The organism is Colwellia sp. D2M02 (assembly GCF_018860755.1).
Classification (GTDB): Bacteria; Pseudomonadota; Gammaproteobacteria; order Enterobacterales; family Alteromonadaceae; genus Colwellia; species Colwellia asteriadis.
On record NZ_JAHKPW010000082.1, the window covers coordinates 1 to 19578 of the forward strand.

General features: G+C 38.8%; 19 protein-coding genes, 6 tRNA genes and 1 pseudogene. 15 read left to right on the forward strand and 11 right to left on the reverse strand.

The annotated features are described in order from the left end of the window. The 6 genes and pseudogenes from KO495_RS17615 to KO495_RS15845 all read left to right on the forward strand — a co-directional run. A pseudogene (locus tag KO495_RS17615) lies at window positions 1-212 on the forward strand (hypothetical protein); the annotation flags it as partial. 168 nt (window positions 213-380) lie between these two features. Then, window positions 381-1901, forward strand: coding sequence for an aldehyde dehydrogenase family protein (locus tag KO495_RS15825; RefSeq protein WP_215981387.1), 1521 nt, complete (start codon window positions 381-383; stop codon window positions 1899-1901). 238 nt (window positions 1902-2139) lie between these two features. After that, window positions 2140-2949: a ribonuclease H family protein gene (locus KO495_RS15830; RefSeq protein WP_215981388.1), complete on the forward strand. Its 810-nt coding sequence runs from the start codon at window positions 2140-2142 to the stop codon at window positions 2947-2949. Between the two features lie 89 nt (window positions 2950-3038). Further along, window positions 3039-4307 (forward strand): MFS transporter, encoded by a 1269-nt coding sequence (locus KO495_RS15835; protein ID WP_215981389.1) that lies wholly within the window; start codon window positions 3039-3041, stop codon window positions 4305-4307. Next, window positions 4304-4552: a hypothetical protein gene (locus KO495_RS15840; protein ID WP_215981390.1), complete on the forward strand. Its 249-nt coding sequence runs from the start codon at window positions 4304-4306 to the stop codon at window positions 4550-4552. Before KO495_RS15835 ends, KO495_RS15840 begins: the two co-directional genes overlap by 4 nt. Before the next feature lie 48 nt (window positions 4553-4600). Continuing rightward, a complete protein-coding gene (locus tag KO495_RS15845; RefSeq protein ID WP_215981391.1) occupies window positions 4601-4810 on the forward strand; it encodes a hypothetical protein in 210 nt (69 codons plus the stop codon). Between the two features lie 47 nt (window positions 4811-4857). Here the strand turns inward: KO495_RS15845 and KO495_RS15850 are convergent, their stop codons facing one another. Together KO495_RS15850 and KO495_RS15855 are read right to left on the reverse strand one after the other, a co-directional pair. Continuing rightward, window positions 4858-5202, reverse strand: a complete 345-nt coding sequence (locus tag KO495_RS15850) for a YajD family HNH nuclease (RefSeq protein ID WP_215981392.1) — start codon at window positions 5200-5202, stop codon at window positions 4858-4860. A gap of 77 nt (window positions 5203-5279) precedes the next feature. Continuing rightward, window positions 5280-6182: a LysR family transcriptional regulator gene (locus tag KO495_RS15855; RefSeq protein ID WP_215981393.1), complete on the reverse strand. Its 903-nt coding sequence runs from the start codon at window positions 6180-6182 to the stop codon at window positions 5280-5282. Between the two features lie 158 nt (window positions 6183-6340). On the opposite strand from KO495_RS15855, the gene KO495_RS15860 reads away from it, so the two are divergent. The 4 genes from KO495_RS15860 to KO495_RS15875 all read left to right on the forward strand — a co-directional run bounded on the left by KO495_RS15860 (window position 6341) and on the right by KO495_RS15875 (window position 10061). Beyond that, a complete protein-coding gene (locus tag KO495_RS15860; RefSeq protein WP_215981394.1) occupies window positions 6341-7030 on the forward strand; it encodes a type 1 glutamine amidotransferase domain-containing protein in 690 nt (229 codons plus the stop codon). A gap of 47 nt (window positions 7031-7077) precedes the next feature. Further along, a complete protein-coding gene (locus KO495_RS15865) occupies window positions 7078-8235 on the forward strand; it encodes an iron-containing alcohol dehydrogenase (RefSeq protein ID WP_215981395.1) in 1158 nt (385 codons plus the stop codon). Between the two features lie 56 nt (window positions 8236-8291). Beyond that, window positions 8292-9341: an NADP-dependent oxidoreductase gene (locus KO495_RS15870; protein WP_215981396.1), complete on the forward strand. Its 1050-nt coding sequence runs from the start codon at window positions 8292-8294 to the stop codon at window positions 9339-9341. Between the two features lie 111 nt (window positions 9342-9452). Further along, window positions 9453-10061, forward strand: coding sequence for a glutathione S-transferase family protein (locus KO495_RS15875; RefSeq protein WP_215981397.1), 609 nt, complete (start codon window positions 9453-9455; stop codon window positions 10059-10061). 94 nt (window positions 10062-10155) lie between these two features. Here KO495_RS15875 and KO495_RS15880 read toward each other — a convergent pair. The 6 genes from KO495_RS15880 to KO495_RS15905 form a co-directional block, all read right to left on the reverse strand. After that, window positions 10156-10231, reverse strand: a tRNA-Glu gene (locus KO495_RS15880). Window positions 10232-10447: 216 nt separating this feature from the next. Beyond that, window positions 10448-10523 (reverse strand) — tRNA-Glu (locus tag KO495_RS15885). Window positions 10524-10607: 84 nt separating this feature from the next. After that, window positions 10608-10683: transfer RNA gene (locus tag KO495_RS15890), tRNA-Glu, on the reverse strand. Window positions 10684-10767: 84 nt separating this feature from the next. Beyond that, window positions 10768-10843, reverse strand: a tRNA-Glu gene (locus tag KO495_RS15895). 70 nt (window positions 10844-10913) lie between these two features. Next, window positions 10914-10989: transfer RNA gene (locus KO495_RS15900), tRNA-Glu, on the reverse strand. Between the two features lie 121 nt (window positions 10990-11110). Next, a tRNA-Ala gene (locus KO495_RS15905) sits at window positions 11111-11186 on the reverse strand. Window positions 11187-11670: 484 nt separating this feature from the next. On the opposite strand from KO495_RS15905, the gene yvcK reads away from it, so the two are divergent. Continuing rightward, on the forward strand, window positions 11671-12561 hold the full coding sequence (yvcK, locus tag KO495_RS15910; RefSeq protein WP_215981398.1) for a uridine diphosphate-N-acetylglucosamine-binding protein YvcK: 891 nt from the start codon (window positions 11671-11673) through the stop codon (window positions 12559-12561). Between the two features lie 130 nt (window positions 12562-12691). Here the strand turns inward: yvcK and dcd are convergent, their stop codons facing one another. Both dcd and apbC read right to left on the reverse strand, forming a co-directional pair. Then, window positions 12692-13282: a dCTP deaminase gene (dcd, locus tag KO495_RS15915; RefSeq protein WP_215981399.1), complete on the reverse strand. Its 591-nt coding sequence runs from the start codon at window positions 13280-13282 to the stop codon at window positions 12692-12694. Between the two features lie 45 nt (window positions 13283-13327). Next, complete coding sequence (apbC, locus tag KO495_RS15920; protein ID WP_215981400.1) at window positions 13328-14485, reverse strand: iron-sulfur cluster carrier protein ApbC; 1158 nt, start codon at window positions 14483-14485, stop codon at window positions 13328-13330. 111 nt (window positions 14486-14596) lie between these two features. Between apbC and metG the strand changes: the two genes are divergently transcribed. The 4 genes from metG (at window position 14597) to KO495_RS15940 (ending at window position 18722) form a co-directional block, all read left to right on the forward strand. Then, window positions 14597-16720 carry a methionine--tRNA ligase gene (gene metG, locus KO495_RS15925; protein ID WP_215981401.1) on the forward strand — a complete coding sequence of 708 codons (2124 nt, stop codon included), beginning with the start codon at window positions 14597-14599 and terminating at the stop codon, window positions 16718-16720. A 139-nt stretch (window positions 16721-16859) separates the two neighbouring features. Then, window positions 16860-17252 carry an Rcs stress response system protein RcsF gene (gene rcsF / locus KO495_RS15930; RefSeq protein WP_215981402.1) on the forward strand — a complete coding sequence of 131 codons (393 nt, stop codon included), beginning with the start codon at window positions 16860-16862 and terminating at the stop codon, window positions 17250-17252. Further along, window positions 17218-18045, forward strand: a complete 828-nt coding sequence (tsaA, locus tag KO495_RS15935) for a tRNA (N6-threonylcarbamoyladenosine(37)-N6)-methyltransferase TrmO (RefSeq protein WP_252739016.1) — start codon at window positions 17218-17220, stop codon at window positions 18043-18045. The genes rcsF and tsaA overlap by 35 nt, the downstream gene beginning before the upstream one ends. Before the next feature lie 47 nt (window positions 18046-18092). Then, complete coding sequence (locus KO495_RS15940) at window positions 18093-18722, forward strand: carbohydrate-binding family 9-like protein (RefSeq protein ID WP_215981403.1); 630 nt, start codon at window positions 18093-18095, stop codon at window positions 18720-18722. Between the two features lie 107 nt (window positions 18723-18829). On the opposite strand, the gene KO495_RS15945 is transcribed toward KO495_RS15940, so the two are convergent. Further along, a complete protein-coding gene (locus KO495_RS15945; RefSeq protein ID WP_215981404.1) occupies window positions 18830-19318 on the reverse strand; it encodes a hypothetical protein in 489 nt (162 codons plus the stop codon). Window positions 19319-19578: the final 260 nt, after the last annotated feature.

Sequence of the window (19578 nt, forward strand, 5' to 3'; positions counted from 1 at the left end):
TTTTTGCCCATTCCTTCGGACAGCGTTTGTTGGTCTTTTTTACTTCGTTATCGCCTTTTTAGGTAGAACAACCACACGACAAAGGCTCTGCCTTGTATAAATACCCAACAAAAAGCGGCAAAAACAATCTCGAAAGATCAACAGCCCCTAAAATAAAATGTGAACTCACAGGCAAGTTTTCAGTACCTACAACAAAGTTAACGATGACTTAATTCACTAAGGTAAATAACCTGACTTAAAAATACAACTAGAATATTAGGGTGGTTAAACTTTCGCGTTTTTTATCAAAGAAAATAACCGAAAAAGAGTAACTAACCCCAGTCATGTAAATCAACACTTATCGTTGAAACCTCAATAATTATTACAAGTAAGGATATTTTATGATTTATGCAATACCTGGTAGTGAAAACTCTCTTATTACCTTTAAACCTCGCTATCAAAACTTTATTGGCGGGCAGTGGGTTGAACCCCAAAGTGGCAAATACTTTGATAATATTAGTCCGGTTAATGGTCAAGTTTTCTGTCAAATACCACAATCCGATGAACAAGACATTACCTTAGCTCTTGATGCGGCTCACCAAGCCAAAGAGTTATGGGGTAATACTTCAGTAACCGAGCGCTCCAATACCTTATTAAGAATCGCCGATCGCCTTGAGCAAAACCTTGAGTTATTAGCCGTCGCCGAGACATGGGACAATGGTAAGGCTATCAGAGAGACCTTAGCCGCTGATATTCCTTTAGCAATTGACCATTTTAGATATTTTGCTGGTTGCTTACGCGCTCAAGAAGGCTCACTTGCGGAGCTTGACGAACATACTGTTTCATACCATTTTCATGAGCCCTTAGGCGTGGTTGGCCAAATCATTCCATGGAACTTCCCTATTTTAATGGCTGCTTGGAAATTAGCACCGGCACTAGCTGGTGGTAATTGCGTAGTACTTAAACCAGCTGAGCAAACCCCCGCTTCTATTTTAGTATTCATGGAGCTTATTGAAGACTTACTGCCCGCTGGTGTGCTCAATATTGTTAATGGTTTTGGCGCAGAAGCAGGTCAAGCACTGGCAAGTAGCAAACGTATTGCAAAAATAGCCTTTACCGGCTCAACTCCTGTTGGTGAGAAAATACTTAAATGTGCTGCTGAAAATATTATTCCTTCTACAGTAGAGTTAGGGGGTAAATCTCCCAATATTTTTTTTGAAGATGTTTTAGATCACGAAGACGAATACTTAAGTAAATGTATTGAAGGGGCAGTATTAGCCTACTTTAATCAAGGGGAAGTTTGTACTTGTCCTTCACGTTTATTTGTTCATGAAGACATTTACGATAAGTTTATTGAAAAAGTCATTGAACGCACAGCTGCAATTACCCGTGGCAACCCATTAGATACAAACACTATGGTTGGCGCACAAGCATCAAAACAACAATTTGATAAAATTTTAGGTTACATTGATATTGGTAAAGCTGAGGGTGCAGAAGTGTTAATGGGGGGTGGCGTCGAAGCGTTAAGTGATGACCTTAGCGATGGCTTTTATATTCAACCAACATTATTAAAAGGCACTAACGATATGCGCGTTTTCCAAGAAGAAATTTTTGGGCCCGTCATATCACTTTCTACTTTTAAAGATGAAGCTGAAGCATTAGCGCTAGCGAATAGTTCAGAATTTGGTTTAGGTGCGGGCGTATGGTCTCGAGATATGAATCGCGCTTACCGTATGGGCAGAAAAATACAAGCAGGCCGAGTATGGACTAACTGCTATCATATGTACCCTGCTCATGCTGCTTTTGGTGGTTATAAAAAGTCAGGCATTGGTCGTGAAACTCATAAAATGGCATTAGAGCAATACCAACAAACTAAAAACCTATTGGTGAGTTATAGTGTTAACCCTTTAGGTTTTTTCTAATCACTACTTTTAAACAACTAAAGTGTTTAAGTGCTAATGAAACTCATATGATAAAGGCAAATAACTTAAATTAACGCACTTAAATTAACACCCATAGGTTAGCCTCTGTAAACTGAGGGCCTTATTTATATAAAAACCAATAAAGTAACACTTTATTGGTTTTTTTTAACTGGCTATAACAGCCGTTATTGATGATAATAACCGCTCTTCTCTTCTTCCAAACAGAGCTATTATCTTCATGAGCAAAAAATTCTACGTTATATGGAAAGGCGCAAAAACAGGTATATTTACCTCATGGCCTGAAGTACAAAGCCACACAGCAGCTCGTCCCGATGCACAATTTATGGGCTTTGAGTCAAAAGCTGCCGCTGAGCAAGCATTTGCATCAACTTACACCAAAGCCTTAATGGCGCGCTCATTAAGTAAAAAATCAACTTCATCATCAACAAATCCAATTAATAGCTCAACTAAAAAAAGTGCCAGTAAAAAAGTCACCTCAGCAGCTAAATTGGTCACTCAAGATGCTGATATTGAAATATATTGCGACGGTGCATGCTCACCTAACCCTGGTAAATCAGGCACTGGGCTTGCTGTTTATGAAAGTAAAAAACTCACCTCTTTATATTACGGCTTATACGAGGCCAATGGCACCAACAACACCGCAGAATTAAATGGCTTATTATCTTCGTTTCAATTAGCTGAACATTTTATCAAAAAGCACCCTGAAAAAAGCATCAAAATATTGTCTGACTCAAAATATTCGATAGATTGCATAACTAAGTGGGCAAAAGGCTGGCAAGCAAAAGGCTGGACCCGTGGCAAAGGTGAAGAAATTAAAAACCTTGCGCTTATTCAGCAATGCTTTGCTCGCTATCAAACCATTAAAAACAACATTACTATTGCTCATGTAAAAGGCCATGCCAATATAGAAGGAAACGAATTGTCAGACAGAATGGCGGTATTAGCGAGGGTAAAACAAGAAAAATCCATGCTGCGTTATGACGGTATACTCGATATTAAAACCATTTTAGCGATGGAGTCTGGTTAAGCGATCACCTTAAACACTAGAGCACTTTCACCTTTACTATGTGTAGAGGTAACTTATGGGTAATTTATGGGCAACTTATGGATAACTAAATGCTGATTAATATTTTTATCACCTTATCGCTATTATTATTAACTGCTTTCATTTTATCGCGAATATACACCCTGCCCCGTAATATTTGGTTATTATTCATTGCTCAGCCATTGGTAGCCTCATCAGGACCAGTGATTGTGTTTATTGGCGGCATATTATCAAGTCAATTGGCCAGTGACCCTTCACTGGCAACACTACCAATCACCTTAATGATTTTAGGTGTTGCCGCAGGCTCAGTGCCAGCAGCCATGCTAGCAAAGTTTAAAGGTCGAAAATTTGCAGCATTAACAGGGTTAAGTTGCTCTATGGTTGCGGCATTAATAGCCTTAGTTTCTGCAAAAATTGCCGTGTTTGAGTTATTTGCTCTAGCGAGTTTATTATTTGGCTTTGGTAGTGCTTTTACCCAACAATTTCGTTTTGCCGCGATTGAAAGCAGCACCGGTGACGATGATACGCCAAAAATATTAGCCATTTTAATGCTAAGTGGGGTGTTCGCCGCCTTTTTAGGGCCTGAAGCAGCGTTGGTTGGTAAAGATTGGTTAACCTCCCCTTATGGTTACGCTGGATCTTTTTTATTGCTCGCCTTACTTATTCTATTCGCCATCATTATCATGCTCGGTTTTACTAATACCGACATCAAAGAAGACAAAGTAATCGGTCAAGTACGCCCGTTAACGCAAATAATACGCCAACCTATTTTTATCATTGCTATTGGCAGTGCAACAATTGGCTTCGCTTTAATGAGTTATTTAATGACCGCAACGCCTTTAAGCATGCACCACATGCAAGGGCATAGCTTACATGACACCAAATGGGTTATTCAAAGCCATATTGCTGCAATGTATTTGCCCTCTTTAATTACCCCTTGGTTAGTCAAACGCATTGCAGTGAAAGGATTGATGCTTATTGGCACAATAATTTATACCATTGTAGCTATTATCGCTTTATCGGGAGAGCAAGTAATGCATTACTGGTGGGCTTTATTGTTATTAGGGGTTGGTTGGAATTTTCTCTTTCTTAGTGGCACCTCTTTGTTACCACAAAGCTATAGCAGCGCTGAGCGTCATAAAGTACAAGCAAGTAACGACTTTATTTTATTTGCCTTTCAAGCGCTCGCTTCATTAATGGCAGGTTGGGTATTATTTAACGCAGGCTGGCATACGGTAGTATTATCTAGCCTGCCCTTTATTATCATTTTATTTATGCTTAACTTTTTCTATTATAGGAATAGAACTCAAAAAACTAACACACACGGGAGTCGTTTATGAGTAACGGGGTAATGATTATTGTTATAGTGTCTATTGTCTTTGGCATGCTCTATGAAATGTATAAAAAGTATTTAGACTACAAAGCTAAAACCCTCGCACACACTTCATCAGCGAATGAATGTGCTGACGAACAAAATACTGCACTTAATTTACAAATTAAAAAGTTAACTGAGCGCGTAGAAACATTAGAAAAAATTGTGACTGATGAAGGCTATCAAGTACAGAAAGAGATTAATAATTTATAACTTTTATTTTTCCAGACAAACTACTCTAACCGTCATCGGAGGTAATTAATGCAGCTTATTATGAAAACTGAGTTTGATAACTTACGACTTAACCAAGAGCATACTTATGACAGCGATACTAATGGTGATAAGCAAGTGGTTAAAATTTACTGCGGTGAAAAATTAATTGCCAAAAAGCTGAAACAGAAAAAATCTATTCGTTTTTTTGGCATTAAAGAGTATGCGAACTACCTTACACCAGAAGACAGTTTGGGGTAATGAGCAAAAGTACTAGATAAAAGTACTAAGCTACTATAACTAAAGCGCTATTTTTTCAACATAGACTTTAAATCGGCAAACGGATTGTAAGTCGCACTCTCTTGGTTACTATCTCCAGCTTTAACTTCCGTTTGATAGCTGGCATGGTCAGTATATTTAGCGTGTTCATTATCATGACAATAAATACAGAGTAACTCCCAGTTAGAGCCGTCGTTAGGGTTATTGGTATGATCATGATCAATATGATGCACCGTTAACTCTTTAATGTTTGAATAAACAAACTCTCGAGCACAACGACCACATACCCAAGGGTAAAGTTTTAATGCACGGTCACGATAACCTTGTTCTTTTTGTTTATAGTTGGCGCTGGTGCCAAAGCGATCTGAGGACATAATCTAAGCTGAATTGAAATAAAATGAATAGTCGCTAGTGTATTGCTTAGACAAAGGTTTAGCAAGATAGTAACGCCCTATAACAATGGTGGTTTATTAAAGTAGTTTTTCAAATAATCAATCAGTAAGCGCAATTTTTTAGAGTCTGCACTTCCTGGTGGGAAAACACCATAGATATTAATATCTTTCATGGTGTACTCAGCCAGTACTCTTATCAAAGAGCCTTGTTGTATTTTTGGAGTGGCATCATAAAGAGGGATTCTTGCGAGACCATGTCCACCTTCAACAAACGCCGTTCTTGCTGCAGCATTATTAGTCGTAATAGTCCCTTTCATTTCAATACTAAAAGAGCGAGTACCTTTGGTAAGCTCAAGTGCTCCTGAAGTGAGCTTGTATATTACCCACTGATGCTTATGTAAGTCGGTAGGATGTTTAGGCAAGCCAAATTTCTCAAAATAGCTTGGCGCTCCGCACAAACAAGTACTCAAAGTAGAGAGCTTAGTCGCTTGTAATCCTGAGTCCACTAAAGGTGCACCACGAATCGCTAAATCTATCCCCTCTTTCATAATGTTAACCACTTCATCGGTTAACATCACGTCGAGTTCTATTTTGGGGTAAAGCGCTCTAAACTCATTCAATGCTGGCACAATCGTTTGTAGCCCTACATTAACAGGACATGTAATTTTTAATAAACCTACAGGTTCACTTTTTAAGTTTTCAATTTGCTGATTAGCCGCAAAAGCTTGCTCTGCAATAACCCGGCAATGTTGATAATACTCACTGCCTGCTTCGGTTAATGAAATCGTTCTGGTTGAACGATTCAATAACTTAATTTCTAGCTGAGCTTCAAGCTTCTTTATATGGTAACTCACAACAGCGCGTGACAAGCTAAGTCTTTTAGCGGCGCCACTTAACGTCCCTTGTTCAATGACTTGTGCAAAAACAACCATACTTTTAAGCTGTTCAAACGATATATCCACAATGACACTCCTCAAGATCAGCAACATGTTAAAACCTTATTGTATCATTAATTGATACAAAGAAACTCATTGAACCTGCATTGTTCAATATTAATTATCACCGTAGACTGTCCTTACTGAAAAATATCACTCACTTTATTAAAGCCACAGAGGTCATTATGAATACAAAGAAAATATTGATGGTATTAACATCACATGCTGAACTAGGTAATACCGGTGAAAAAACAGGCTTTTGGGTAGAGGAATTTGCGGCACCCTACTACACATTTAAAGCAGCGGGTATACAAATAACACTTGCTTCGCCTCTAGGTGGGCAACCGCCAATTGACCCTAAAAGTGAAATGGCAGACTTTCAAACACCTGCTACAGTTAAGTATTTTAAAGATACTGAGGCGCAACAGCTTATCGCTAATACGCAAGTATTATCTCAAATAAGTGCTGATGATTTTGATGCGGTATTTTATCCTGGCGGTCACGGGCCTTTATGGGATTTAACTGATAACAATGACTCTATTCAATTAATTGAACAGTTTTTAGCTGCAAATAAGCCTGTTGCAACTGTGTGTCATGCAACCGCAGCATTGCTAAATGTTAAAGACAGTGCTGGCGAATATGCTATCAAAGACAAAGCGATTTCAGGGTTTACTAACAGCGAAGAAGCGGCTGTACAATTAACAGACATTGTCCCTTTTTTACTCGAAGATGAATTAGTTAAACGCGGTAGCGATTATCAAAAAATTGACGATTGGCATGCTTTTGCCGTGCAAGATGCACTCTTTATTACCGGACAAAATCCTGCAAGCTCTAGCTTAGTCGCTAACAAACTACTAAATCAATTAACGTCTTAATTAACCAATTAAACACGTAATTTTACTTTTATCAGGGATATTTACCTATGTTAAATTTTAGCTTTCACAATCCAACAAAAATTCATTTTGGTGAAGACCAAATCCATCTTGTTGCCAATGAAATTCCAGCCGATGCCAAAGTACTCGTTGTTTATGGTGGCGGCTCAATTAAAAGCAATGGCGTTTATGAGCAAGTCGTGAATACCTTAACCGATCATACTTGGTTTGAGTTTTCGGGGATTGAGCCCAACCCTAGTTATCAAACATTAATGAAAGCGCAAGAGCTTATTCAAAAAAACGATATTGATTATTTACTTGCGGTTGGCGGTGGCTCAGTTGTTGATGGCACTAAGTTTATTGCCGCAGCCGCATTGTACGAAGGAGATGATCCTTGGGATATTTTAGCTAAACAAATCCCGGTTAAAAGTGCATTGCCTATTGGCGCGATATTAACCTTACCTGCAACAGGCTCTGAGAGTAATGGCAACTCTGTTGTTACCCGTGATGGTAATAAATTACCGTTTAGTAGCTCGTTGGTAAAACCTCAATTTGCCATATTAGATCCTAAAGTCACCTTGTCGCTCTCTGATCGTCAAATTAGTAATGGAGTTGTCGATGCTTTCGTTCATGTAATGGAGCAATACTTAACCTACAATGTTAATGGTAAAGTTCAAGACCGCTTTGCTGAGGGCTTATTACAAACTCTCATCGAGGAAGGTCCTAAGGCATTAAATCCAGACACAAAAGAGCATTTAGATATTCGCGCTAATATTATGTGGTCGGCAACCATGGCGTTAAATGGCTTAATTGGCGCTGGCGTACCACAAGATTGGTCAACACACATGATAGGTCATGAACTTACCGGTGGCTTTGGTATAGATCACGCAAGAACACTATCTATTATTTTACCTGCGGTAATGAAGGTAAAACGCCATGAAAAACACGAAAAACTAGTGCAATTTGCTGAGCGTGTTTGGCATTTAATCGATGATAATGACGAAGCTAAAATTGATAAAGCGATAGCGTTAACTGAAGATTTTTTCACCCGTATGAATGTGCCAACACGTTTGTCTGATGTCGATATAACAGAAGAAAAAATTGATGGAATTATAGAAAAGTTAGCACAGCATGGCATGGTTGAATTAGGAGAGCACCAAGACATTACCTTAGAGGTAAGTCGTGAAATTCTAACCCTTGCACTTTAACAAAAATATTATTCCATATTAGCTCATTATCATAAAAAGACTGAATAGGAGTTTACATGACACAAATTCAACAAGCGCATAAAAACAGACAAATAGTATTAGCTTCTCGCCCATTTGGTGCGCCAACGGCAGATAACTTCAACACCATAGAAACAGACAGGCCTCAGCCTAAAGAAGGTGAAGTTTTATTACGAACAGTATACCTTTCGCTCGACCCTTATATGAGAGGTCGTATGAGTGATGCAAAGTCGTACGCTGATCCGGTTGAAATTAACGAAGTAATGGTTGGCGGCAGTGTTTGTCGTGTTGAGGTCTCAAACCACAGCAAATACCAAGTAGGTGACTGGGTCGTCGCCTTTGGCGGCTGGCAAGATTACAGTATTTCTGATGGTGAAAACCTCCTAAAGCTCGACCGTAATATCCCTAATCCTTCTTATGCCTTAGGGATTTTAGGAATGCCTGGTTTAACCGCCTATATGGGGTTACTTGATATTGGTCAGCCCAAAGCAGGTGAAACAGTCGTTGTTGCTGCGGCAACAGGCGCTGTTGGTAGCTTAGTAGGACAAATCGCTAAAATAAAAGGCTGTAAAGTTATTGGTATTGCTGGCGGCAGTGAAAAATGCCAGTACGCAGTTGATACACTGGGCTTTGATGCCTGTCTCGATCATTATTCAGATGATCTTGCTAAGCAACTTACCCAAGTTTGTGTTGATGGGATTGATGTTTACTTTGAGAATGTTGGCGGTAAAATTTTTGATGCGGTGCTACCTATACTAAACAGTAGCGCACGCATTCCCTTATGTGGTCTTATTTCTCAATATAACGCAACAGAGTTACCTCAAGGTCCAGATCGTATGTTTTCATTAATGGGCGCTTTACTAGTTAAACGTATAAAAATGCAAGGCTTTATTGTGTTTGATGATTATGGTCATCGTTATAATGAGTTTAGCGAAGCTATGGTGGCCTGGCTTATGGCGGGAAAAATACACTATAAAGAGCATTTAGTTGATGGTATTGAAAATACCGTAACAGCATTTATCGGACTACTAGAAGGCAAAAACTTTGGCAAGCTGGTTGTACGCGTTGGTCCAGATAGCTTAACGTAGCGTATATTATTCCAACCCTATTAAACAAAGTAGGTTAATAGGGTTGGTATCGTTTAAAAGTTAGGTTAATAACTGTTAACCCCCAAACAATAAATCAAAAGAAGAAAAACTATGATAACCGTTCACCATTTAAATGCCTCTCGCTCTAGCCGAGTACTATGGCTATTAGAAGAGTTAAAAATCCCTTACAACGTTGTTGCACATCAGCGTGATACCACGACACAACTAGCACCAAAAAGTTTACATAAAATACACCCGTTAGCAAAAGCCCCCATTATTGTTGATGGTGATATCACTCTTGGTGAGTCTGGTGCAATTGTTGAATATATATTAAATAGCGACCCTCAAAATAGACTGCGTCCAAGTACAAAAAGTCTCGAATACTGCCATTATTTAGAGTGGTTACATTTTGCAGAAGGCTCACTTGCCCTACCCGTTATTAGCTCTGTATTAATGAACATGGAAAATAGAGATGGCTTACAGCCCATGGACGCTTATATAGCGAAGGAGATCGCGCTAGACTTCTCTTATATTGAGGCAACATTAGCAAACAGAGCATATTTTGCAGGTAATGAATTTACCGCTGCTGATATTATGATGACAATTATGCTCGACATCGCAGCAAAAATGGGATTATTAGTGGATAGAACCAACACGCTTGCTTACTTAAGTAAAATGCACAGTCGTAGTGCTTATAAAACAGCGGCAAATTTAGGTTAAATTACAATATCACTAAAAAAAGATCAAAAAAAACCTCGTAATAATAACTTATTACGAGGTTTTTCTTTGCTAGTTCACTCACTATAAAAGAAAGTGGCATCCCTAAGGGGATTCGAACCCCTGTTACCGCCGTGAAAGGGCGGTGTCCTAGGCCTCTAGACGATAGGGACACAGATATGATGTTATATTATCATTTCAAACTATCTACCAGATCACTCTGGTGAATTAACTAACCTAGTACAAATCAATAATAGATTAAAACTAAGGATAATTAAAACTCTAAACTCTTATTTTTAAGCTTTAACACCTAATAGTATAAGAAAACTATTTTTTACTTCATTTCACTTTTTAATATCACCTTAGCCATGAAAAAATCATAAATAAAGTGGCATCCCTAAGGGGATTCGAACCCCTGTTACCGCCGTGAAAGGGCGGTGTCCTAGGCCTCTAGACGATAGGGACACTAAAACTGCTGTAGCAATAATACTTAATGTTTTATAAGGTTAAGTAAACTTATTACTTTCTGTCTCCGAAGAGGATGGAAAGTGGCATCCCTAAGGGGATTCGAACCCCTGTTACCGCCGTGAAAGGGCGGTGTCCTAGGCCTCTAGACGATAGGGACACTAAAACTGCCGAAGCAATAATACTTAATTTTTTATAAGGTTAAGTAAACTTATTACTTTCTGTCTCCGAAGAGGATGGAAAGTGGCATCCCTAAGGGGATTCGAACCCCTGTTACCGCCGTGAAAGGGCGGTGTCCTAGGCCTCTAGACGATAGGGACACTAAAACTGCCGTAGCAATAATACTTAATGTTTTATAAGTTTAAGTTAACTTAGCTCTCTTTCAAGAAGTGGCATCCCTAAGGGGATTCGAACCCCTGTTACCGCCGTGAAAGGGCGGTGTCCTAGGCCTCTAGACGATAGGGACACAAATTTCTATCGTTCAAAACAGCGTCTAACATGTTTTGAAATCTATATGACATACATCATATAGTTCTTTATTCTTTTCACCATTAACTTATCTAACAAAAAGTTTAACGAAAAATTAATGGTGGAGCTATGCGGGATCGAACCGCAGACCTCTTCGCTGCCAGCGAAGCGCTCTCCCAGCTGAGCTATAGCCCCTATGGTATAACTGATAACTGGCCTAATAGCTATCAACTAAATTGCTCTCAACCAGTGGACCTAACACTTGCTGAAAACGAGGCGCATTCTAAGCAGCGACCATGAAACTGTCAACACATATTTAAAAAAAATCGGTATTTTTTCAAAGAAATGGCCTGAGTGATTACATAACCATCATTTTGATTATTTATTATCTGTTAATCGACTATTTACCGTAATTGATTGCACTGCCCTACTTTGTTAACAGCATCGTTTATAATACTTTTATACTCTGTTACCTGTTGTTGCTTTATCTTTTGTGCTTTTAGCGGTATGGTTTAATAGTGTTTTACCTGTTAGCTACTTAAGATGTATGTTTCAAACACTATAGTGTGTTTGTTAATTCTCGCGTCTATCTCACAGCTTAAGTGGTCATCAATACATTAGGTGAACGTTAGCTAATAGCATATTAGCTATTCTCGTTAAATAAAAGAAACCCATTATTATGCAACTTACCAAACTCAACATAGTCGCTATTGGCGGCGGCCACGGCTTAGGTCGTGTTTTATCTTCTCTCTCTTTTATGGGTAATCAGTTAACAGGCATTGTAACGACCACCGACAATGGCGGCTCTACTGGTCGATTAAGAAAACGGAGCAGCTCTATTGCTTGGGGAGATTTACGTAACTGTTTAACACAACTTGTTGATGATACCTCTATTGGCAGTCAGTTATTTAATTTTCGCTTTGATGGCAGTGATGAACTCAGCGGTCATAATTTAGGTAACCTAATTCTTTATGGGCTCGGGCAAGTACAATCAAGCCCGTTAGATTCAATTAAGCTAGTACGCCGCATTTTACGTGTAAAAACTCAGGTATTGCCAATGTCAGAAACCCCTACTGACTTAATGGCTTTTTATCCTGAGGGACGATGTCGTTTAGGTGAAATGTCGGTTGATGAAATGCCGATAATGCCAAAAAACTTAATGCTTGCTCCCTTAGTAAAGTCTATTACACCATGCATAAAAGCCATTAGAGAAGCCGATTTAATTATTTTAGGTCCCGGAAGCTTTTTAACCAGCATAGTGCCACCTTTATTAGTGCGAGACATTAGTAACGCGATAAAAGAGCGCAAAGGTCATTGTGTATTTATTGATAATATTGTGGCAGAGCAAAGCCCAGCAGCACGTTTAACTTTAGACGAACGGTTACAGTGGATAGAAGATAATATTGGCTGTATGCCAGTTGATAGCGTTATTTGTCAGGATGAAAATGTAAACTCTAGTCGCGTGAATATTATTTGCCAAGATTTAACTCATAATAAAGTGCCACATCACCATGACAGTGAAAAATTAATTAATGCCCTTGAAAACTGTGTCAATAAATACTGTTTATAAGTGATAAAACAGCATCGTATAAATGAGATGATAACCATAAAGTAATAACCATAAAAAAACACAGTAGCATCAAATACTACTGTGTTTTTCATAACATAAAGTTATGCTTTCACTTTTATAATAAAGTGGCTTATTTAGTATCGTCTTGACTAATTCGGCTGGCAACCGCACCTTTTTGATCTCTGTACTTAGCATCTTCACGTGTATTATAAGGACGCGCAGCACTTGCTGACATAGTTTCAAAGTTCAACGCTGCTATTTTCATTTTAGGGCGCAACGCTAAAGGGAGCTTACCGCTATTATAAAACTCTAACACAATTTGTCCAGACCAACCGGGATCAATCCGATGTGCAGTTACATGTACCATTAAGCCTAACCGTGCTAATGAAGAGCGACCATCTAACCAACCAACAATATCATCAGGTAAAGTCACTGATTCATAAGTTACTGCCAGTGCTAATTCGCCAGGGTGTAAAAAGAAAGCTTCGCCATCTTCAATAAATATTTCATCACTCATAATTGAGTTCATGGCTTTTTGTACTTCTGCTTTCGGGGCGCTTAAATCAACGTAAGGCGCGGTATGATCGCGAAAGACACGAAATTCATTACCTAAGCGAATATCAACACTAACCCCAGAGATCATCGAGCTATTAGGTTTTGGCTCAATAGCAATTTTGCCATCATCAAGGTAACGCTCTATATCTTTATCACATAATCTCATAATTTATTTTTACTCTTGTTTATCATTAGGGTTTAGCGCGCTTGTTTACTGCTGTTGCTCAACTATTGGGGTTAGCGGACTGGCATTGTCGCATTGCAAAAATAACTGCCCTGCTATATTACGCGCTATTTTACGATAATGACTAGCTATTTCACCAGTGCTATTTTCAATAATGTCAGATTGCCCAAAATCGGCATCTTGTCGAATAGCAATATCTAACGGCAACTGTCCTAGTAATGTTGTTTGGTTACTTTGCGCCATATCTTTACCACCTGCCTCACCAAAAATATGACTTTGGTGACCACAGTTTTCGCAAATGTGGTAACTCATATTTTCAACAATACCTAATACTGGCACTTGTACTTTATTAAACATAGCAATACCTTTAGTGGCATCAACTAAGGCAATATCTTGTGGTGTTGTTACAATAACAGCAGCAGCTACTGGTACTTTTTGCGCTAAAGTTAGCTGAATATCCCCGGTACCTGGTGGCATATCAATTAATAGATAATCTAATGTTGGCCATGCTGTTTCATTCAACAATTGGTTAAAGGCACTGCTCGCCATAGGACCTCGCCAAACAGTAGCGTCATTAGGGTCAACTAAAAAGCCAATCGACATCGCTGATAAACCATGAGCAAGTAAAGGCGTCATTAATTTACCGTCTGTAGAACCTGGTTTTTCATGTGTTAAACCAAGCATGGTAGGAATTGACGGCCCGTAAATATCAGCGTCTAAAATGCCAACCTTTGCCCCTTCAGCCATTAAGGCATAAGCTAAATTGACTGTGGTGGTTGACTTACCCACACCGCCCTTGCCCGAGGCTATTGCAATAATATTAGCAATATTACCTTGCTTTACAGCACCATCAGCTTTTTCACCTGTATCACTACCTAAAGCAAAGTGGCGTACGGGCTTAACTTGTAATGTAACAACAATTGATACTTCTTGCCCGAGTGCTTTTGACAGGCTTGCGGCGAGTTCGTCTAACTCACCTTGACATGGAAATGGCATAATCAACTGAATAGTAATGTTTTTATCTTGTTCAAGCTGATACTTAATACAGACATTTAAAACACCGTTAGGGAAGTTTTCAGAGACGTAATTCGCTAAGGTATCATCAATTAACTGTGTAACTTGTGCTGAAGATAACGGCTCATTTGAGGGTTTTGATTGCCCTTTCGAAAAAAAGTTGCCAAACATAATGGTACTGACCTATGAATACTTGCTTAGAACGACATAAGCATCTTGAGAATAATCGTTAAATTCTGTACTATTGCCCCCATTATTACCATCAAAAAACGTATCTTTTTCATGTCTGAGCAAACTTTATCTGCCGCTGCGCCATCAAAGCGTAAAATTTTAGTCACTTGTGCCTTACCTTATGCCAATGGTTCAATCCATTTAGGGCACTTGTTAGAGCACATCCAAACCGATATTTGGGTACGTTTTCAGCGAATGCGTGGTCATGAAACTTATTTTGTTTGTGCTGATGATGCCCACGGCACACCAATTATGCTTAAAGCACAAGAGTTAGGTATTACGCCAGAAGAAATGATAAACGCTGTGCGTGATGAGCACATGGCTGACTTTGCTGATTTTCATATTAGCTTTGATAACTATCACTCAACTCACAGTGATGAAAATAAAGCTTTTGCTGAAGAAATTTATAATCGTTTACATGCTAACGGCCATATAAAAACCCGCACTATTTCGCAGCTATATGACCCAGAAAAAGGCATGTTTTTACCAGATCGCTTTGTTAAAGGTACTTGCCCTAAGTGTAAAAGTGAAGATGAAAACGGCGACAGCTGTGATAACTGTGGTGCAACATATTCACCAACAGAGGTTATTAACCCTCGCTCTGTTGTTTCGGGTGCAACTCCTGTTTTAAAAGACTCTGAACATTACTTTTTTGACTTGCCTGCGTTTGAGCAAATGCTCAAAGATTGGACCCGCAGCGGTGCTTTGCAAGAAGAAATGGCAAACAAATTATCAGAATGGTTTGAACAGGGGTTAAAACAGTGGGACATTAGCCGTGACGCGCCTTATTTTGGTTTTGAAATTCCTAATGCACCAGGTAAATTCTTTTACGTATGGTTAGATGCTCCTATCGGCTATATGGGCAGCTTTAAAAACTTATGTGATAAAGACTCATCAATAGACTTCGATAGCTTCTGGAATGAAAACTCAGACGCTGAGCTTTACCATTTTATCGGTAAAGACATTATTTATTTCCACAGTTTATTCTGGCCAGCGATGTTAGAAGGTGCAGGTTATCGTAAACCTACTTCGGTTTATGCCCATGGTTTTGTTACAGTTAATGGCGCTAAAATGTCTAAGTCAAAAGGGACATTTATTAAAGGTCGTACTTATTTAGACCACCTAAATCCAGAGTATTTACGCTATTACTACGCAGCAAAATTAACGAATCGCATTGACGATTTAGACTTAAATTTAGAAGATTTCGCTCAACGTGTAAATTCAGATTTAGTTGGGAAAGTAGTGAATATTGCTTCACGCTGTGCGAGTTTTATCACTAAACGCTTTGATGGCATGTTATCCGCTAATATTGATGATCAAGCACTTGCTGATGAAGTAATGGCTGCCGGTGATAGCATTGCCTCACATTATGAGTCACGTGACTTTGGCCGTGCCATGCGTGAAATCATGGCATTAGCTGATAAAGTTAACGAATATATTGCGGTTAAAGAGCCATGGCAGTTAGTTAAAGATGAAACTAAGCAGCAAGAAGTACAAGATATTTGTTCGCTTGGTATTAATATGTTCCGTACTTTAGTAATTTATTTAAAACCAGTATTACCCGTATTAGCTGAAAGCACTGCTGAATTTTTAAATGACGAACTGGTTTGGGATGGTCATAAAAATTTACTAACATCACATAAAATTAATAAATTTAAAGCCCTACTACAACGTGTTGACATGGATAAGATTAACGCCATGACAGATGCTTCAAAAGATAGTATGGGTGGTGCTGATAACGCTAAAGAAGAGAAGAAGGCCAAGAAAAAATCAAAACCGGCTAAGGTTGTTGATAATTCCGCTGCCCTAGCTGATCCCTTAGGCGCTGATCCTATTTCAGCAGAAATTCAATTTGATGATTTTGCCAAAATCGATTTACGTATTGTAAAAATAGTTGATGCACAACACGTTGAAAAATCAGATAAATTATTACAATTAACCTTAGCGTTAAATGAAGAAGGTACTGAAACTCGTCAAGTATTCTCAGGAATTAAAGACGCGTATCAACCTGAAGATTTAATTGGTAAGCATACGGTAATGGTGGCTAATTTAGCACCGCGTAAAATGCGTTTTGGCATGTCTGAAGGTATGGTTTTAGCGGCAGGCCCTGGTGATAAAGATATTTGGATTTTAAACCCAGAAGACGGCGCTAAAGCGGGTATGCGTGTTAGTTAATACCGAATAGCATTTAATATAAAATCAAAAAAGGTATAGCGTTGGCTATGCCTTTTTTATTAGATCAGTTTAAATCGTTGTCTTATAATAACTTTTATAGCAACACCTTATTAATAGTCATTCAATAGGATAATGCCTAATGAAAAGCATCATTAACATCCCTTTATTCGTTGCCCTATCAATAACCACGTTACTTATCGGCTGTAGTGGTAACTATGCATTTAATAGCAATGTTAAAGGCGACAACGTTGAAGAATACTTTAGCGCCAGCCACGTTAAAATATACGAAAATGAAAAAGCCTTTAGCGGAGCAAAAAACTATCTCGGTATTGTTGAAGGTGAAGACTGCCAAGCCAAATCACACTTAGCGCCACCAGATGAGCTGAATGCCCGTACACAAGCAAGACAAGCGGCTTATAAATTACAGGCCAATGCGATTGTTTTTACTAGCTGCGTAAATATTGAGTCGAAACAATGTGTAGCGCAAATAGTTTGCTATGCCAAAGCTTACCAAGTTACCGATGTCCAATAATACGCCCAACCATATGCCCAATCATAATAAATCGAGCGACCTTAATGAGGTCAGCTCTGAGACTAACGTTATTGACCCCTTAGCTGCAATTACCTTAACCCCCATTGCAACGGTTGTTTCTCCCTATAAAGAAAAATTTGCTATTCCAAGACAACCAAATTTAGTGAATTGCGCCCAAGGAAAAGTGGTTTTTATTGGCGCAGCGAATAACGAAGAATTATTACGTGGTATTGAGCAATTTAGTCACTTATGGTTAATTTTTATTTTTCATGGTACGCAAACACAAGGTTGGAAGCCGCTGGTGCGCCCACCCCGTTTGGGCGGTAATAAAAAACTCGGTGTATTAGCCACTCGTTCAACATTTAGACCTAATCCTATTGGTATGTCGGTGGTTAAACTAGAGCGGGTAATACAGTTAAGTGATGGTAATGTTGAATTACACATATCAGGGTTAGATTTACTTGATGGCACCCCTATTGTTGATATCAAGCCTTACATCCCCTACTCTGATGCACTGACAGATGCTGAAGCTGGTTTTGCTCAACATCAACCTATTGCGCCTTTAACCGTCACCTTTAATGCTCAGGCGAAAAAAACCTTAGCAGAAATCAGCGTGCAATATCCTCAGCTAACATTATTAATTGAACAAGTGCTGGCACAAGACCCAAGACCCGCGTACAAACGTAATAAGCTTGATGATAAGTGCTATGGCATGACATTATATGATTTAGATATTCAATGGCAGATGAGCTCTTTACAGGCAATTGAAGTTATCGCTATATTGAAAAAATAACCTTATTCACACGAATGAAGTAGTACGAAGAGAATACGGAAGTAATTATGAAACAATACGCCATAAAAAAAATCACAACATCACATATTAACTGGCAAGCTATCGATAGTTTAACCATTGATACTTACCCTTGGTACGAGTCGGGTAACAAGCAAAGTACCTCAGTAAAATTAGCCGCTAATAGCGACACCTTATTTATACAAATTATTGCCCAAGACAATTACAGTTTTGCTCAACAAACTGAACTCAATCATATGCTAATTTGTGAAGACTCTTGTGTTGAGTTTTTCTTTAGCCCAAGCGGCGAACTAGGCAGCAGTTATGTAAATTTAGAAGTTAACTGCTGTGGTACATTACACTTAGCCTATGGTGCAGGACGTGATAACCGACAGTTTATCAGCTTAGCATCTGCTGGTTTATTACAACGTAAAACCAGTATTCAAAGCCCGGTAAAATTTGAACAAAGCAGTGATCAGCAATGGAGCGTTGAAATAGCACTGCCATTTGCTGCCATTGAGCAATTAACGGGAGATAAGGTTAATCATCAGCAATGGTTTGGTAATTTTTATCGTTGCGGTGGTAGAAAAGACCCACAATATGCAGTGTGGAATGATATAGCTGTAGATACTCCAGATTATCACCGCCCAGAGCATTTTGGCGAGCTAGTTTTCAGATAATAAGAGTTCGCTTAAGTTATTAATATAAACAACGGGATAACAGTTAACCCCGTTGTTTATAGTTACGTTAATTAAGAGGTATAACGTAAAGCCAAATTACTTACTATTTAAGTCGTTTTAGCTTCAATACGTTCACGAATAATTTCGATGACGCGATAAGCCTCTTCTTCGTTAATATTTTGTCCTTCAATGATTGAGCGCTTAAACGAAAACGATCCAACCCAACCTGATGACTCTACTACTGCAACGGTAAGGCTTTTATTTAAAAAGTAATATAATGGACCAACAATGAAGCCAATGAAGAAAACCGGAGCTAAAATAACCGTTAGTGCTAACGCCATTTGCCAAGGCTTTTGATAACCGTAATACGCAGAAGTAATAGACTGCATTGGGATAATACGTTTCTCTTGTCCTGCTAATGATGATGAGGTGAATTTTATGATATTCTCTTTGATCTCCACTTCATTAGTTGAGTCTATTTTTAATAAAGATAAAAGCCAAGAAAGTAAACCAGACTCACGGCCCACTAAGTGTACATAATCACCATTTTCATTTGCTTCTTCGTCAGCAAACCATTTTTTTATTACTAAAGACATCCGTTCATTTCCTTTTAGTGAAAGATAAAACTTTTTATTGTTAGATAAGTACTAGGCGCTGTTGACCTTTCGCGGTTAAATTTTGTTCGAGATAAAAGCGTTTTAATCACGGCAGACAGTGTGTTGCCTAGTCATTCTAAGCAAATACTGTTCAACAAAGAGTAAAACGCTTTTAGTCGAATCCTTCGGACAGCGTTTGTTGGTCATTTTTACTGCGTTATCACCTTTTTATGTAACGCTACATGGATGTAGTTTATTAT

Excerpts from the sequence above, each read along its gene's own strand:
- KO495_RS15845 (WP_215981391.1), top strand. The coding sequence starts at position 4,601 with ATGCAGCTTATTATGAAAACTGAGTTTGATAACTTACGACTTAACCAA.
- KO495_RS15945 (WP_215981404.1), bottom strand. The coding sequence starts at position 19,318 with ATGTCTTTAGTAATAAAAAAATGGTTTGCTGACGAAGAAGCAAATGAA.
- KO495_RS15850 (WP_215981392.1), bottom strand. The coding sequence starts at position 5,202 with ATGTCCTCAGATCGCTTTGGCACCAGCGCCAACTATAAACAAAAAGAA.
- KO495_RS15825 (WP_215981387.1), top strand. The coding sequence starts at position 381 with ATGATTTATGCAATACCTGGTAGTGAAAACTCTCTTATTACCTTTAAA.
- KO495_RS15870 (WP_215981396.1), top strand. The coding sequence starts at position 8,292 with ATGACACAAATTCAACAAGCGCATAAAAACAGACAAATAGTATTAGCT.
- yvcK (WP_215981398.1), top strand. The coding sequence starts at position 11,671 with ATGCAACTTACCAAACTCAACATAGTCGCTATTGGCGGCGGCCACGGC.
- KO495_RS15840 (WP_215981390.1), top strand. The coding sequence starts at position 4,304 with ATGAGTAACGGGGTAATGATTATTGTTATAGTGTCTATTGTCTTTGGC.
- apbC (WP_215981400.1), bottom strand. The coding sequence starts at position 14,485 with ATGTTTGGCAACTTTTTTTCGAAAGGGCAATCAAAACCCTCAAATGAG.
- tsaA (WP_252739016.1), top strand. The coding sequence starts at position 17,218 with ATGCCAAAGCTTACCAAGTTACCGATGTCCAATAATACGCCCAACCAT.
- metG (WP_215981401.1), top strand. The coding sequence starts at position 14,597 with ATGTCTGAGCAAACTTTATCTGCCGCTGCGCCATCAAAGCGTAAAATT.
- KO495_RS15835 (WP_215981389.1), top strand. The coding sequence starts at position 3,039 with ATGCTGATTAATATTTTTATCACCTTATCGCTATTATTATTAACTGCT.
- KO495_RS15860 (WP_215981394.1), top strand. The coding sequence starts at position 6,341 with ATGAATACAAAGAAAATATTGATGGTATTAACATCACATGCTGAACTA.
- dcd (WP_215981399.1), bottom strand. The coding sequence starts at position 13,282 with ATGAGATTATGTGATAAAGATATAGAGCGTTACCTTGATGATGGCAAA.
- KO495_RS15940 (WP_215981403.1), top strand. The coding sequence starts at position 18,093 with ATGAAACAATACGCCATAAAAAAAATCACAACATCACATATTAACTGG.
- rcsF (WP_215981402.1), top strand. The coding sequence starts at position 16,860 with ATGAAAAGCATCATTAACATCCCTTTATTCGTTGCCCTATCAATAACC.
- KO495_RS15830 (WP_215981388.1), top strand. The coding sequence starts at position 2,140 with ATGAGCAAAAAATTCTACGTTATATGGAAAGGCGCAAAAACAGGTATA.
- KO495_RS15865 (WP_215981395.1), top strand. The coding sequence starts at position 7,078 with ATGTTAAATTTTAGCTTTCACAATCCAACAAAAATTCATTTTGGTGAA.
- KO495_RS15875 (WP_215981397.1), top strand. The coding sequence starts at position 9,453 with ATGATAACCGTTCACCATTTAAATGCCTCTCGCTCTAGCCGAGTACTA.